The organism is Streptomyces sp. CB01249, from assembly GCF_001905735.1.
GTDB lineage: Bacteria > Actinomycetota > Actinomycetes > Streptomycetales > Streptomycetaceae > Streptomyces.
Window position 1 is genome coordinate 37,888 of record NZ_LISW01000004.1, and the last position, 14,859, is coordinate 52,746.

11 protein-coding genes and 1 tRNA gene are annotated in these 14,859 nt (G+C 70.1%); 6 read left to right on the plus strand and 6 right to left on the minus strand.

Features of this window, described 5'->3' with window-relative positions; genetic code table 11:
* Positions 1-41 precede the first annotated feature (41 nt).
* From hrpA to AMK18_RS35260, 3 genes are all read left to right on the plus strand, one after another.
* On the plus strand, positions 42-3,962 hold the full coding sequence (hrpA, locus tag AMK18_RS19725; RefSeq protein ID WP_073863778.1) for an ATP-dependent RNA helicase HrpA: 3,921 nt from the start codon (positions 42-44) through the stop codon (positions 3,960-3,962).
* A gap of 105 nt (positions 3,963-4,067) precedes the next feature.
* A tRNA-Asp gene (locus AMK18_RS19730) sits at positions 4,068-4,142 on the plus strand.
* Positions 4,143-4,281: 139 nt separating this feature from the next.
* A complete protein-coding gene (locus tag AMK18_RS35260; protein ID WP_073863779.1) occupies positions 4,282-4,581 on the plus strand; it encodes a DUF6274 family protein in 300 nt (99 codons plus the stop codon).
* Positions 4,582-5,058: 477 nt separating this feature from the next.
* Here the strand turns inward: AMK18_RS35260 and bldC are convergent, their stop codons facing one another.
* Positions 5,059-5,265: a developmental transcriptional regulator BldC gene (gene bldC, locus AMK18_RS19740; RefSeq protein WP_003949541.1), complete on the minus strand. Its 207-nt coding sequence runs from the start codon at positions 5,263-5,265 to the stop codon at positions 5,059-5,061.
* Between the two features lie 534 nt (positions 5,266-5,799).
* Positions 5,800-6,645, minus strand: a complete 846-nt coding sequence (locus AMK18_RS19745) for a hypothetical protein (RefSeq protein WP_073863780.1) — start codon at positions 6,643-6,645, stop codon at positions 5,800-5,802.
* A gap of 178 nt (positions 6,646-6,823) precedes the next feature.
* Between AMK18_RS19745 and AMK18_RS19750 the strand changes: the two genes are divergently transcribed.
* Entirely contained in the window at positions 6,824-7,915 is a 1,092-nt protein-coding gene (locus AMK18_RS19750; protein WP_073863781.1) for a Leu/Phe/Val dehydrogenase, read from the plus strand.
* 290 nt (positions 7,916-8,205) lie between these two features.
* Positions 8,206-8,463: a DUF3073 domain-containing protein gene (locus tag AMK18_RS19755; protein ID WP_018101730.1), complete on the plus strand. Its 258-nt coding sequence runs from the start codon at positions 8,206-8,208 to the stop codon at positions 8,461-8,463.
* A 123-nt stretch (positions 8,464-8,586) separates the two neighbouring features.
* Here AMK18_RS19755 and purM read toward each other — a convergent pair whose 3' ends face one another.
* The 4 genes from purM to AMK18_RS19775 form a co-directional block, all read right to left on the minus strand.
* Complete coding sequence (gene purM, locus AMK18_RS19760; RefSeq protein ID WP_073863782.1) at positions 8,587-9,660, minus strand: phosphoribosylformylglycinamidine cyclo-ligase; 1,074 nt, start codon at positions 9,658-9,660, stop codon at positions 8,587-8,589.
* Positions 9,661-9,720: 60 nt separating this feature from the next.
* Positions 9,721-11,247: an amidophosphoribosyltransferase gene (purF, locus tag AMK18_RS19765; RefSeq protein ID WP_026171337.1), complete on the minus strand. Its 1,527-nt coding sequence runs from the start codon at positions 11,245-11,247 to the stop codon at positions 9,721-9,723.
* A 366-nt stretch (positions 11,248-11,613) separates the two neighbouring features.
* A complete protein-coding gene (locus AMK18_RS19770) occupies positions 11,614-12,414 on the minus strand; it encodes a maleylpyruvate isomerase family mycothiol-dependent enzyme (RefSeq protein ID WP_073863783.1) in 801 nt (266 codons plus the stop codon).
* Positions 12,415-12,476: 62 nt separating this feature from the next.
* Positions 12,477-13,115: a TetR/AcrR family transcriptional regulator gene (locus AMK18_RS19775; RefSeq protein WP_018101734.1), complete on the minus strand. Its 639-nt coding sequence runs from the start codon at positions 13,113-13,115 to the stop codon at positions 12,477-12,479.
* Between the two features lie 127 nt (positions 13,116-13,242).
* On the opposite strand from AMK18_RS19775, the gene AMK18_RS19780 reads away from it, so the two are divergent.
* Complete coding sequence (locus tag AMK18_RS19780; RefSeq protein ID WP_241836605.1) at positions 13,243-14,769, plus strand: MFS transporter; 1,527 nt, start codon at positions 13,243-13,245, stop codon at positions 14,767-14,769.
* The last annotated feature ends 90 nt before the right edge of the window (positions 14,770-14,859 follow it).

The window sequence follows — 14,859 nt, forward strand, 5'->3', positions numbered from 1 at the left end:
GTTCGCCCTTCCTCCGGCCCGGGTGAGATCCTGGGATCCGTATGTCTACTTCCTTCGCCGATCTCCAGTCCCGGCTCGCGCAGCTCTCGCTCCGCGACGCGAACCGGCTCGGCCGCCGCCTCGAGGGCGCCCGCCGCATCCGCAAGCCCGAGGCCCAGCAGGCCGTGCTGGACGAGATCGCCGCCCAGGCGGACAAGGCAGCCGGGCGGCTTGAGCAGCGGGCCGGCCGGATGCCTGCCGTCACGTACCCGGAACAGCTCCCGGTCAGCCAGAAGAAGGACGAGATCCTGGAGGCGATACGCGACCACCAGGTCGTGATCGTCGCCGGTGAGACCGGCTCCGGCAAGACCACCCAGATCCCCAAGATCTGCATGGAGCTGGGCCGCGGCCTCCGGGGCATGATCGGGCACACCCAGCCGCGCCGGATCGCCGCGCGCACGGTGGCCGAGCGGATCGCCGACGAGCTGAAGACGCCGCTCGGCGAGACCGTCGGCTGGAAGGTCCGCTTCACCGACCAGGTGAACCCGGACGCGACCTTCGTCAAGCTGATGACGGACGGCATTCTGCTCGCCGAGATCCAGACGGACCGCGAGCTGCTCGCGTACGACACGATCATCATTGACGAGGCCCACGAGCGGTCGCTGAACATCGACTTCCTGCTCGGCTATCTGGCCCGGCTGCTGCCCAGGCGCCCCGATCTGAAGGTCGTCGTCACCTCCGCGACCATCGACCCGGAACGCTTCTCGCGCCACTTCGGCGAGGCCCCGATCATCGAGGTCAGCGGGCGTACGTATCCGGTCGAGGTGCGGTACCGGCCGCTGCTCGAAGAGGACGGCGATGACGCCGACCGCGACCAGATCACCGCGATCTGCGACGCCGTGGACGAGCTCCAGGGCGAGGGCCCCGGTGACGTCCTGGTCTTCCTCTCCGGCGAGCGCGAGATCCGCGACACCGCCGACGCCCTCGGGAAACGGAACCTGCGCAACACCGAGGTGCTCCCCCTCTACGCGCGCCTGTCGCACGCCGAGCAGCACCGGGTGTTCCAGCGCCACACCGGCCGCCGAATCGTGCTGGCCACCAACGTCGCCGAGACCTCGCTGACCGTTCCCGGCATCAAGTACGTGATCGACCCGGGCACCGCCCGCATCTCCCGCTACAGCCACCGCACCAAGGTGCAGCGGCTGCCGATCGAGCGGATCTCGCAGGCCAGCGCCAACCAGCGCAAGGGCCGCTGCGGCCGTACCTCGGACGGCATCTGCATCCGGCTGTACTCCGAGGACGACTTCCTCACCCGCCCGGAGTTCACCGACGCGGAGATCCTCCGTACGAACCTGGCCTCCGTCATCCTCCAGATGACCGCCGCCGGCCTCGGCGACATCGAGAAGTTCCCCTTCATCGACCCGCCGGACCACCGCAACATCCGCGACGGCGTGCAGCTCCTCCAGGAGCTCGGCGCCCTCGACGCGGCGGAGAAGGATCCGAAGAAGCGGCTCACCCCGCTGGGCCGCAAGCTCTCGCAGCTGCCGGTGGACCCGCGCCTGGCCCGTATGGTCGTGGAGGCCGACCGCAACGGCTGCGTCCGCGAGGTCATGGTCATCGCCGCCGCGCTCTCCATCCAGGACCCGCGCGAACGGCCCTCCGACAAGCAGACGCAGGCCGACCAGCAGCACGCCCGGTTCAAGGACGAGACGTCCGACTTCCTGGCCTTCCTGAACCTGTGGCGCTACATCCGCGAGCAGCAGAAGGAGCGCGGCTCCTCCAGCTTCCGCCGGATGTGCAAGCAGGAGTACCTGAACTTCCTCCGCATCCGCGAGTGGCAGGACATCTACGCCCAGCTGCGCACGGTCGCCAAGCAGATGGGCATCGCCCTCAATGACGAGGACGCGCCCGAGCAGTCGGTGCACACCTCGCTGCTGGCCGGGCTGCTGTCGCACATCGGGCTGAAGGACACCGAGAAGAACGAGTACCTGGGCGCCCGCAGCGCCAAGTTCGCGATCTTCCCCGGTTCGGCGCTGTTCAAGAAGCAGCCGCGGTTCGTGATGTCGGCCGAGCTGGTGGAGACGTCCCGGCTCTGGGCGCGGGTCAACGCCAAGGTCGAACCCGAGTGGATCGAGCCGCTGGCCCAGCACCTGCTGAAGCGCACCTACAGCGAACCGCACTGGGAGAAGGACCAGGCCGCGGTGATGGCGTACGAGCGGGTCACGCTGTACGGAGTGCCGATCGTCGCCCAGCGCAAGATCAATTTCGGCCGGATCGACCAGGAGACCTCGCGGGACCTCTTCATCCGCAACGCCCTGGTCGAGGGCGACTGGCGCACGCACCACCAGTTCTTCCACGACAACCGCAAACTGCTCGGCGAGGTCGAGGAGCTGGAGCACCGCGCCCGGCGCCGCGACATCCTCGTGGACGACGAGACGCTGTTCGACTTCTACGACCAGCGCATCCCCGAACACATCGTCTCCGGTGCCCACTTCGACTCCTGGTGGAAGCACAAGCGGCGCGACGAGCCGGACGCGCTCGACTTCGAGCGCTCGATGCTCATCAACGAGAAGGCCGGGGCCGTCACCAAGGACGACTACCCGGACTCCTGGCGGCAGGGGAAGCTCAAGTTCCGGGTGACCTACCAGTTCGAGCCGGGCGCGGACGCCGACGGTGTGACCGTCCACATCCCGCTCCAGGTGCTGAACCAGGTCACCTCGGAGGGCTTCGACTGGCAGATCCCGGGGCTGCGCGAGGAGGTCGTCACCGAGCTGATCCGCTCGCTGCCCAAGCCGATCCGCCGGCACTACGTGCCCGCGCCGAACTACGCGGACAAGTTCCTGGACCGGGCCGTGCCCCTCCAGGAGCCGCTGCCGGTGACGCTGGCCCGTGAGCTGCAGCGGATGGTCGGGGTCCCGGTCACCGCGGAGGACTTCGACCTGAGCCGGGTCCCGGACCACCTCAAGATCACCTTCCGGATCGTGGACGAGCGGCGCCGCAGGGTCGCCGAGGACAAGGACCTGGAGGCGCTGAAGCTCCGGCTGCGCCCGAAGGCCCGTCAGGCCCTCTCCAAGGCCGCGGCGGCGACCGCGGGCCCCTCCGGTGAATCCATCGAGCGCTCGGGCCTGAAGGACTGGACGATCGGCACGCTGAACAAGGTCTTCGAGACGCGGAGAGCCGGTCAGCCGGTCAAGGCGTACCCAGCACTGGTGGACCAGGGCGAGACAGTGGCCGTACGCCTCTTCGACACCGAGGCCGAGCAGGCGCAGGCGATGTGGCGGGGCACCCGGAAGCTGATCCTGCTGAACATCCCGGTGAACCCGGCGAAGTTCGCGTCGGACAAGCTGACGAACCAGCAGAAGCTGGCCCTGTCCCGCAATCCCCACGGCTCGATCCAGGCCCTGTTCGACGACTGCGCGACGGCGGCCGCCGACCGGCTGATCGCGGCGCACGGCGGCCCCGCCTGGGACGAGGCGTCGTTCCGGACGCTGTACGACAAGGTGCGCGCGGACCTCGTGGACCTGACCGTGCGCACGATCGGCCAGGTGCAGCAGATCCTGGCGGCCTGGCAGGCGTGCGAGCGCCGGCTGAAGGCCACCAACAGCCTGGTCCTGATCAACAACGTCACGGACGTACGCGACCACTTGGCGCGCCTGATGCCGCCCGGCTTCGTCACCGCGACCGGGCTGCGCAGGCTGCCCGACCTGATGCGCTACCTGGTGGCGGAGGACCGCAGGCTCCAGCAGATGCCGACCAACGTCCAGCGCGACACCACGCGCATGGAGAAGGTCCACGAGATGCAGGACGAGTACGCCTGGCTGCTGGAGCAGCTGCCCAAGGGCCGGCCCGTCCCGCAGGAGGTACTGGACATCCGGTGGATGATCGAGGAGCTGCGGGTGAGCTACTTCGCGCACGCCCTGGGCACCGCGTTCCCGGTCTCGGACAAGCGGATCGTGAAGGCGATCGACGCCGCCGCACCCTAGTCCATCTCCGTAACGGACCTGCCACCCGGAGTGAGTTCGACCGCACCCGCTGAACTCCTGTACAGTCTGTTTTCGCAGCCGGACGCAAGGAAGGCAGCGAAACCTGGTCCTGTGGAGCAGTTAGGAGTGCTCGCCACCCTGTCAAGGTGGAGGCCGCGGGTTCAAATCCCGTCAGGACCGCAGTAACGAAAGCCCGGATCGCATCGATCCGGGCTTTCGCGCGTCTTGACTGCGGTGTCCCCCGACGAGTACTCAGAAACCAGGGGTCGCCCCGGGATTCCCGGAGTGGGGCGGCGCGCATCCACCGGGAGGTGGCGTGATGGGGGCATCCACGGGCGAGAGCCGGCGCGAGCGGACACAGGGGCTCGTGAAGGCACCCAGGCACGACGTCCGCGCGCTGCTGCGCGCGCACCTGGCCGCCGCCTCCGGCTACCGGCACCTCACCCGGCACTGCGCGGTCTGCGCCCGGCTGCTGAGGCTCGCCATGGAGCCCGTGACGGCCCCACAGGACGCCCGGACGCCCGATCGGCCCGCCGGACCGCCCGAGCCGCCCACGAGGCGCCGACGAGTCCCCGTACAGCCGTCGCGCAGCGGGGACGTAAGTCCTCCCACGACATGACCTTCGGCGGCGCCGTCGGCTTCCTCACAGTGGCAGGCTCGTAGTTGGCAACACTCGTGCAGTGTGACGGGTGTCACTGAATCAGTTTTGAGAAGGGGGTCCTTTACACCCTTCCTACAACTAGCGAATTTAATATGTGCAATTGCACCTCCCGGAAGGATGTCCTCCGGATACCCCCGCACCGCCCGCCGACACCACGGGCGACGCCGCGAGTGAGGCCGCCGACGAGGCCCCGGCCGCCGGGCCTGGCTGCGCAAACGAGGCCGTAAGCCGACGGGGGGCAGGCGCAAGGCGGACCCGTTCCGGGCGCAAAAAAATCGCGCTGGACCCGGCGGAGTCCAGCGCGATCGGATGACATGACCCGTACGACACAGGTATGGCGCCCGTTGGGGCGGGCGCCCGTCATATGGAGCTATGGGTGAGCAAGTGGGTTGGGGGACCCAAAAGCCCAGGTGTGACGGGGTGACAGGGGGTTTGTCAGGCCTCGCTGCGCTGCTGCGGAATACCCGCAAGCAGTGCGCGGACCTCTGCCTCGCGGTACCGGCGATGCCCACCGAGCGTGCGGATGGACGTGAGCTTGCCTGCCTTCGCCCAACGGGTAACCGTCTTCGGGTCCACGCGGAACATCGTGGCAACCTCAGCCGGGGTCAGCAGCGGCTCGGCATCAGGGGTGCGAGCGGTCATGAGCGGCCTCCTCGGGAGAACCGAACCATCTCGGTTCTTTCCTCTAAATTCTGCACCTTGACCCACGTTGCCCGAAATGGCGGACGCGGGCCGAGTCGGTTATAGGACGAACGGCTTGTCCTCGGCACTACAACTACACCATCCGTCCAGCCCGGTCGGCCAAACCGATGGAATTGCCCTCCCAGGTGTCCATCAGCGACGGAAAGCCGATGGACCATGCCATAGCGGACAGTCACACCACCGTGACGATCAGTCACAGAGCGATCAGGAGTCATCAGACCCCCCATAGCGTGCAATGCTGAGTGATCCGCCCATACATGGACGGATGGAGTCCTCACCGGACTCCTTGTCCTATTTTGGCACGAGGGGTAGGGAAGGGCGCAAGGGCCCCGTAAGTGCTATCCATCACGGTTGAGGCAAAGGCCCGGTTCGGGACGTAGGTCCCGCCACCCCCTGTGCCCCTTCCGCCCCTTCACCCACACGTGTCACATCCGAAACCGGTTCACGAACCGTTCGCGCAAGGTGCCGCGCCGGTCAGTTGGCGAACTGACGGTCCCTTACGGCCCGCCAGCGCTCCGCGAGACGCGCGTACGCCTCGGCCGCCCGCTCCGCGTCCCCCGCCCGCAGCGCGGCGATCCCCTCCGCCACGTCGGCGGCGCTCCGGTCGACGCTGAGCTCCCGCTCCGGCAGCGCGTGCACGAGCCCGCCGTAGTCCAGCTCCACGAGCGAGCGCGGGTGGAACTCCTCCAGCCACCGCCCGACGTCCACGAGCCCCGCCGTCAGCGGACCCTCGTCCATCGTCTCCCGCAGCGTCCGCAGCGACCGGGCCAGCCGGCGCCGCGCCTCGACCATCGGCGTCCGGTACCGGAACACCGGAGGCTCCCCGTCCGGACCGGCGACCACATGCTCCCGCTCCTCGTCCGCGAACAGCACGAACCAGCGCACCGGCACCTGCCACACCGCCGTCCTGATCCACGGCCGGGCGTCCGGATTGCGCTCCGCCCACCGCTCGTGGTCGGCCAGCGCCTGCCCGCGCACCACCGGCGGCAGCACCGCGTCGAGCACCGGCCCGGGGAACAGCTCCGCCAGCCCGTCCATCGCCAGCCAGCCGCGCAGCCGGGTCCGCCACGGGCACACGCACACCACGCCGTCCACCTCGGCCACGAACGCGTCGGCGCTCTCGTGCGCCGGCACACCGGCGGGCGGGGTCGCCACCAAGTCGGCCAGCGAGCGCCTGAGTTCGTCCTGTGCCGTGGGCACCCGGTCGCGGGCCGCGTAGCGGGCCCAGTGGGCGCGCTCGCCCTCCGGGAAGGCCGCCAGTGGCTCGTACACCCGGAGGTAGGACGCGTAGGGAACCAGCACCGAAGACACCACCGACATGCGGTGATCGTGTCACGCCTGCCCCCCGGTGGGGGGTGATCCTTGGCACTGGAACAGATCTACGTGGGGGTAGGACTTACGCTCTTGCCCAGCCGGGCCGTCCGTACGGCCGGTCCGGCTGGGCCCTCCCCACCTTCAGGAGGGTCTTTCCGCCGCTTCGTACTTGGGAGTCACCACAGTGACCGATGTGACCGGCGCGCCTGTCGATGTCCTGCACACCCTGTTCCACTCGGACCAGGGCGGACACGAGCAAGTCGTCCTCTGCCAGGACCGGGCCAGCGGCCTCAAGGCCGTCATCGCCCTCCACTCCACCGCCTTGGGCCCCGCCCTCGGCGGCACTCGCTTCTACCCGTACGCCTCCGAGGCCGAGGCCGTCGCCGACGCGCTGAACCTCGCGCGCGGCATGTCGTACAAGAACGCCCTGGCCGGGCTCGACCACGGTGGCGGCAAGGCCGTCATCATCGGCGACCCCGAGCAGATCAAGAGCGAGGAACTGCTGCTGGCCTACGGCCGGTTCGTCGCCTCGCTCGGCGGCCGGTACGTGACGGCCTGCGACGTCGGCACCTACGTCGCCGACATGGACGTCGTGGCCCGCGAGTGCCGCTGGACCACCGGCCGCTCCCCCGAGAACGGCGGCGCCGGCGACTCGTCGGTGCTCACCGCGTTCGGCGTCTTCCAGGGCATGCGGGCCTCGGCCCAGCACCTGTGGGGCGACCCGACGCTGCGTGGCCGGAAAGTGGGGGTCGCCGGTGTCGGCAAGGTCGGCCACCACCTGGTCGAGCACCTGCTCGCGGACGGTGCCGAGGTCGTGATCACCGATGTGCGCGAGGAGTCCGTCCGCCGGATCACCGACAAGCACCCCGGGGTCGCCGTCGCGGCGGACACCGAGGCGCTGATCCGTACCGAGGGCCTGGACATCTACGCCCCGTGCGCGCTGGGCGGCGCCCTCAACGACGACAGCGTGCCGGTGCTCACCGCGAAGGTGGTGTGCGGCGCGGCCAACAACCAGCTCGCGCACCCGGGCGTCGAGAAGGACCTGGCCGACCGCGCCATCCTGTACGCGCCCGACTACGTGGTGAACGCGGGCGGGGTCATCCAGGTCGCGGACGAGCTGCACGGCTTCGACTTCGACCGGTGCAAGGCGAAGGCCACGAAGATCTTCGACACCACGCTGGCCATATTCGCACGTGCGAAGGAAGACGGCATTCCGCCGGCCGCGGCGGCCGACCGGATCGCCGAACAGCGGATGGCGGACGCCCGTCGCCGCTGAGCCGGCACCCCTCCTCGGGGTCGCGGCCCGTCGGCCGGCGAGACAAGACTCACGCCGGTCGGCGGGTCGCCTGCCGATAAGAGGTTAAAATCGCAGTTGACCAGCGAGGACGGGGCGTCTCGCAGGTCCTCTTCCGGGGCGCGTGATGCGGGCGGCGTACCGTATGGCCGCGGAAGCAGGTACCGTTAAAGCTCTACAGGCACGGTCTCTCTACCGAGAGTCCGTCCTGAAACATGAACGCGTGTCAAGACTCTGGGGCCGTCGAGCCCCGTCACCGAGGGGGTCGAGCCATGGGGCGCGGCCGGGCAAAGGCCAAGCAGACAAAGGTCGCCCGCCAGCTGAAGTACAGCAGCGGCGGGACGGACCTGTCGCGTCTGGCCAATGAGCTGGGCGCATCGACTTCGAGTCAGCCACCGAACGCGGAGCCGTTCGAGGACGACGACGAGGAAGATGACCCGTACGCACAGTACGCGGATCTGTACAACAACGACGAGGACGAGGACGAGAACGACCAGTCCGGTCCGTCGTCCAAGCGCCGCGGCGCTTGACCTCGCGCTGACACATCACCCCGGTTCGGAGCTCCTCCGGACCGGGTTTTGTGCTGCCTGCGTACGGGAAGGGCGAGGCGGCCGGTGACCGGCCGGGCCCGTCGGCCCGACCGGTCCTCCCGCTCAGCGTGCGTACGAACCCACCAGCTCGGCGCCGGTCGCGTGGTCGCCCCGGGCGGTGATCTCGCCGGCGACCCAGGAGTCGACACCCCGGTCGGCCAGCGTCGTCAGGGCCGCGTCCACGGACTCGGCGGGGACGACCGCGATCATGCCGACGCCCATGTTCAGCGTCTTCTCCAGCTCCAGCTGCTCGACCTGACCGGCCTTGCCGACGAGGTCGAACACCGCGCCCGGGGTCCAGGTGGAGCGGTCCACCGTCGCGTGCAGGTCGTCCGGGATGACCCGGGCGAGGTTGTTGGCCAGGCCGCCGCCGGTGACGTGGCTGAAGCCGTGCACCTCGGTCGTACGGGTGAGGGCCAGGCAGTCCAGCGAGTAGATCCGGGTCGGCTCCAGGAGCTCCTCGCCCAGGGTCCGGCCGAACTCCTCGACCTGGCGGTCCAGCGCCCAGCCGGCCCGGTCGAACACCACGTGGCGGACGAGCGAGTACCCGTTCGAGTGAAGCCCGGAGGACGCCATGGCGATCACGGCGTCACCCTCGCGGATGCGGTCGGGGCCCAGCAGGCGGTCGGCCTCGACCACGCCCGTACCCGCTCCGGCCACGTCGAAGTCGTCCGCGCCCAGCAGACCCGGGTGCTCGGCCGTCTCGCCGCCGACCAGCGCGCAGCCGGCCAGCACACAGCCCTCGGCGATGCCCTTGACGATGGCCGCGACACGCTCGGGGTGCACCTTGCCGACGCAGATGTAGTCGGTCATGAACAGCGGCTCGGCGCCGCAGACGACGAGGTCGTCCACGACCATGCCGACGAGGTCGTGACCGATCGTGTCGTACACGCCCATCTGACGGGCGAGGTCGACCTTGGTGCCGACGCCGTCGGTGGCGGAGGCCAGGAGCGGACGCTCGTAGCGCTTGAGCGCCGAGGCGTCGAAGAGGCCGGCGAAACCGCCGAGGCCACCGAGACCCGCGACCTCGGGGCGCTGCGTCTTCTTCACCCACTCCTTCATCAGCTCGACGGCGCGGTCGCCGGCCTCGATGTCGACGCCCGCTGCCGCGTAGGAAGCACCTGTTGTCTCAGACATTGCCTGGGATCTTTCGTGTGGAGATACGGGGCTGGGGGAAGGGCTGCCGGACGGTCCGGGTCACGGCCGCCGCAGCGCGTCGGCCGCCGCGGTCGCCGCGGGGCCCGCCGCCAGCTCGGTCTCCAGCAGCTGCTTGCCGAGCAGCTCCGGATCCGGGAGCTCCATCGGGTACTCGCCGTCGAAGCAGGCGCGGCACAGGTTCGGCTTGTCGATCGTCGTCGCCTCGATCATCGAGTCGATCGAGATGTACGCGAGCGAGTCGGCGCCCATCGACGTGCCGATCTCCTCGACGGACATGCCGTTGGCGATCAGCTCGGCGCGGGTCGCGAAGTCGATGCCGAAGAAGCAGGGCCACTTCACCGGCGGGGACGAGATCCGGATGTGGATCTCGGCGGCACCGGCCTCACGGAGCATCCGGACCAGTGCGCGCTGGGTGTTGCCGCGGACGATCGAGTCGTCCACGACCACCAGGCGCTTGCCCTTGATGACTTCCTTGAGCGGGTTCAGCTTGAGGCGGATGCCCAGTTGGCGGATCGTCTGGGACGGCTGGATGAAGGTCCGGCCGACGTAGGCGTTCTTCACCAGGCCGGCGCCGAACGGAATCCCGCTGGCCTCCGCGTAACCGATGGCGGCCGGGGTGCCGGACTCCGGCGTCGCTATGACCAGATCCGCCTCGACGGGCGCCTCGGCGGCCAGCTTGCGACCCATCTCCACCCGGGAGAGGTAGACGTTGCGGCCCGCGATGTCGGTGTCGGGGCGCGCCAGGTAGACGTACTCGAAGACACAGCCCTTCGGCTTCGCTTCCGCGAATCGCGAGGTGCGCAGACCGTTCTCGTCGATGGCGACCATCTCGCCCGGCTCGATCTCGCGGACGAAGCTGGCGCCGCAGATGTCGAGGGCGGCGGACTCCGACGCGACGACCCAGCCGCGCTCCAGGCGGCCGAGGACCAGCGGGCGGATGCCCTGCGGGTCACGGGCGGCGTAGAGCGTGTGTTCGTCCATGAAGACCAGGGAGAAGGCGCCCCGCACCTCGGGAAGCACCTTGGCGGCGGCCTCCTCGATGGTGAGCGGCTTGCCGTCGTCGTCGGTCTGGCCGGCGAGCAGCGCGGTCACCAGGTCGGTGTCATTGGTCGCGGCGACCTGGGTGGCGCGGCCGTCCTTGCGCGGGAGGTCGGCGACCATCTCCGCGAGCTGGGCCGTGTTGACCAGGTTCCCGTTGTGACCGAGGGCGATCGAGCCGTGCGCGGTCGCACGGAACGTCGGCTGCGCGTTCTCCCACACCGAGGCACCGGTGGTGGAGTAGCGGGCATGACCGACCGCGATATGGCCCTGGAGCGATCCCAGGGAGGTTTCGTCGAAGACCTGCGAGACCAGTCCCATGTCCTTGAAGACCAGGATCTGGGACCCGTTGCTCACTGCGATGCCCGCGGACTCCTGTCCACGGTGCTGCAGGGCATACAGTCCGAAATAGGTGAGCTTGGCGACCTCTTCGCCCGGAGCCCAGACACCGAAGACGCCGCAAGCGTCCTGGGGGCCCTTCTCTCCGGGGAGCAGGTCGTGGTTGAGTCGTCCATCACCACGAGGCACGCCATCGAGTGTAGGGGAGATCGACCACTGGTCCGAATTGGGGATCCCCCGCCCCACCACCGGCGAAGCGCCCTCGAAGACCGCTCCCGGGCCCCTCGGATCGGTCACGCACGGTAATCGCGGGCCTTCCCCGATCTACGCGCGGCAACCGCCGCAGGGCAGGCGACGCCCGGATCACCGGCCATCCACCGGCGGGTTCCGGCCACCCGGAAAACCCCGCGAAGAGGCCCGTCGTGGCACTGCGTGAGCCGGTTCCCGGGCGCCGGGGGCAAGCAGCCCGACCGGTCGTTTCGTGGCGAGCCTCACACCGTGGGCGCCCGGTATGCGGCATCTCGGGGCGTCCGGGGGTGGGTCGGCCGGGACGGGTCAGCCCATCAGCGGCAGCAGCTCGGAGAGATCCGCGCGCTCGCCGCTCGCGGCGACCCCGGCCGCTTCGACCTCCCGCGCCCACTCCGTACGCCCGGTCGCGAGCCGGATCCAGGTGAGCGGGTCGGTCTCGATGACGTTGGGCGGGGTGCCCCGGGTGTGGCGCGGCCCCTGGACGCACTGCACCACGGCGAACGGCGGCACCCGGACCTCGACCGATCCGCCGGGCGCCTTCTCGGCCAGCGCGTCGGCGAGGAGCCGGCTGCACGCGGCGAGCGCCTGCCGGTCGTACGGGACGGAGAGCCCGGTCGCCTCGTTGAGGTCCCAGGTGTGGACGACGAGCTCCACGGTGCGGGTGACCAGGAAGTCGCCGAGGCGCATCGCCCCGACCCGGGTGGCCAGCAGCCGGTCCTCTGAGGCGCCGGTCACCAGGGCCTCGAAGCGGGCGGCGACCTCCGCGTAGAGCGCGTCCAGGTCGGGGGCGGCGGCGGCCCGTTCGGCGGTGTCGTCCGCGATCCGGGGGGCGCGGGCCGCTGTGGTGAACGGCCACTCCAGGAGGGTCACCTCGGGTCTGGCGAGGGCCGGCGCGGGCAGCTCCAGCGTCCGGCTGACGTGGGAGAGGGCCATGGTGAGGTGCACGGCGAGCTCGCGCACCGTCCAGTCACCGAGTCCGCTCGGCGCGGCCAGCTGCTCCGGGGTCAGCGTGCGCACGCCGTCCCGGACGTGGGCGAACTGGGCGAGGACCGCGGTGCGGGTCCTGGCCGGGTCGTAGCGACGGGCGCGCTTCTGCGAGGGCGGCATGCCGGGGAGCCTACGACGCGGCACCGACAGGGCGTCCGCCCCGCGTCCGCGGCACCCCCGGGTCAGGTGCGCGTCGCGTAGTCGCCGAGGCCCTTCTCCAGCAGGTCGAAGCCCCGGTGGGCGAGTGCGACGGCGTCGGGGACGACCGCAGCCGCCGGTTCGCCGGCCAGCAGGCGCCTGCGGTTCTCGGTGAGCAGGGCGTTGCGCGTACCGAGGAGCTGGGAGGCGACGATGCGCGCGATGACCGGCTCCTCGCCCTCCTCGATCAGGGCCTCGGTGAGCTGGTCCTGCGTACGCACGAAGAAGGAGTGGGCGCGGGTGAGCAGGGCGGGCGTCTCCAGGATGAGCCGGACGATGCCCAGGGCGAGCGGGTGGTCCCCCATCCCCACCGAGGGGTCGTGGCGCTCGACGGCCTCCACGAACTGCCTCCGCAGCGCCGCGACCGCCGATTCGCCGGGCGCGCGCTCCCGCACGATCCGGGCGGCGTCGCCGACGTGCTCCTCCAGCGGCGCGAAGACCAGGTCTTCCTTGCTGTCGAAGTAGTTGAAGACGGTCATTTTCGATACATCGGCCGCGTCGGCGATCTCCGCGACGGAGACCTGGTCGAACCCGCGCTCGGAGAAGAGCTTGGTGGCCGTTTCCAGCAGCCGCCGCCGGGTTTCCCTCTTCTTGCGCTCGCGCAGGCCCATCCCCTCGGTCATGACCTCACTGTACCAGGATGAAAATTAATCCCGGACGAAAACTTGACTCGGTACACAAATACAGTGAACAGTGGGACCCGACCACAGCGGTGCGCGTCGGCACCGCCCGGCAGGGGGGATCCCAGTCATGCCCGGAACAGCCACAGCGCCCGCGCCAGGGCGGACGACCGCGGACGGACAACAGGCCGGCGGCCGGAGCGCCACGATCGCCGTGGCGCTCTGCATCGTCACGATCCTGCTGGCCGTGCTGGACTCGAACATCGTGTCCTCGGCGACCGTCCCGATCGTCCGCGACCTCGATCCGGTCCACGGCGTCGACCGGATCCCGTGGCTGATCGCCGCCTACCAGCTCGCCGCGACCGCCGCACTGCCCCTGTACGGCAAGCTCTGCGACACCCTCGGCTCGAAGAAGGTCTTCATCGGGGCGCTCGCCACCTTCCTCACCGGCTCCGCGCTGTGCGGGATGGCCCAGTCCATGGGCGAGCTGATCGCCGCCCGCGCCTTCCAGGGCATCGGCGGCGGCGGGCTGATGAGCGTCACCATGGTCGTCCTCCGCCAGCTCGGCACGGCGGGCTCCGAGGAGGGCGAGGGCGCCAAGGCCAAGGGCGGCGACAGGAAGGGCAGCATCGGCGGGATCATCGCCGGTGCGGGCATGGCGCTCGGCCCCTGGCTGGGCGGTGCCCTGGCCGACCACGCGGGCTGGCGCTGGATCTTCTACGTCAACCTGCCCGTCGGCATCGCCGTCCTGATCGGCGCGGTCTTCGTCGTGAAGCTCCCCGCCCGCACCGCGCGCCACCGCATCGACTTCCTCGGCGCCGGTCTCGCCGCCGCCTTCTCCACCGCGCTGCTCCTGGTCACCGAGTGGGGCGGCGAGGACTACGCGTGGACCTCGCCGGTCATCGTCGGCCTCGCCGTCGCCGCCGTCGTCGCGCTCGGCCTGTTCCTGTGGCGCCAGGCCACGGCCGCCGAACCGATCCTGCCGCTCTCGCTCTTCCGGCTGCGGCTCATGCGGTACGGCTTCGCGGTCCAGGGTCTGGTCGGCGTCGCGATGATGGGGTCGATCGTCTACGTGATGATCTACCTCCAGGTGGTCCGCGGGGTCGCCGCGACGTCGGCGGGTCTCTTCCTGGTCCCGATGGCGATCGGAATGACCGTCGTCGGGCTCGTCTCCGGGCGCCTGGTCGCGGCCGGCTGGTCGCAGAAGACCTTCGTCGTCAGCGGCACGGTCTTCGCCTCCGCCGCCCTGGCCCTGCTGACCACGCTCGACACGGACACCGGCCTGTGGACCGTGCGCGGCGCGCTGCTGCTCATGGGGATCGGCTTCGGCCAGCTCATCGGCCAGCTGATCGAGCTCGTCCAGGACACCGCCCCGCCCGCCCAACTGGGCGTCGCCACCACCGGCGTCCGCTTCTTCCAGACCCTCGGCACGGCCCTGGGAGCCTCCCTCTTCGGAGCCGTGCTCAGCAGGGTCTACGCCGCCAAGGGCCCCGGCGGAACGACGAGCGACATCGGCCGCCTCACCGGGGCCGTCCGCGACCGGGCCCTGGACGCCTTCGTCTCCTCGACGGACGTGGTCTTCGCCTGCGCCACCGGCGCGATGCTCCTCGCCCTGATCCTGGCGATCCGGCTGCCCGGCACCCGTACGAGAGCCTGACCCTTCCCCGTACGAGCCGGGGGCGAACCTCCCACCGGGGCCCCGCACTTCCCCGTACGCACCACGCGAAAACCCCCGACCGGGCTGAAC

Bases quoted from the DNA above. Each gene is read 5' to 3' on its own strand.
- hrpA (WP_073863778.1), top strand. From the start codon at position 42: ATGTCTACTTCCTTCGCCGATCTCCAGTCCCGGCTCGCGCAGCTCTCG.
- AMK18_RS35260 (WP_073863779.1), top strand. From the start codon at position 4,282: ATGGGGGCATCCACGGGCGAGAGCCGGCGCGAGCGGACACAGGGGCTC.
- bldC (WP_003949541.1), bottom strand. From the start codon at position 5,265: ATGACCGCTCGCACCCCTGATGCCGAGCCGCTGCTGACCCCGGCTGAG.
- AMK18_RS19745 (WP_073863780.1), bottom strand. From the start codon at position 6,645: ATGTCGGTGGTGTCTTCGGTGCTGGTTCCCTACGCGTCCTACCTCCGG.
- AMK18_RS19755 (WP_018101730.1), top strand. From the start codon at position 8,206: ATGGGGCGCGGCCGGGCAAAGGCCAAGCAGACAAAGGTCGCCCGCCAG.
- purM (WP_073863782.1), bottom strand. From the start codon at position 9,660: ATGTCTGAGACAACAGGTGCTTCCTACGCGGCAGCGGGCGTCGACATC.
- AMK18_RS19770 (WP_073863783.1), bottom strand. From the start codon at position 12,414: ATGCCGCCCTCGCAGAAGCGCGCCCGTCGCTACGACCCGGCCAGGACC.
- AMK18_RS19775 (WP_018101734.1), bottom strand. From the start codon at position 13,115: ATGACCGAGGGGATGGGCCTGCGCGAGCGCAAGAAGAGGGAAACCCGG.
- AMK18_RS19780 (WP_241836605.1), top strand. From the start codon at position 13,243: ATGCCCGGAACAGCCACAGCGCCCGCGCCAGGGCGGACGACCGCGGAC.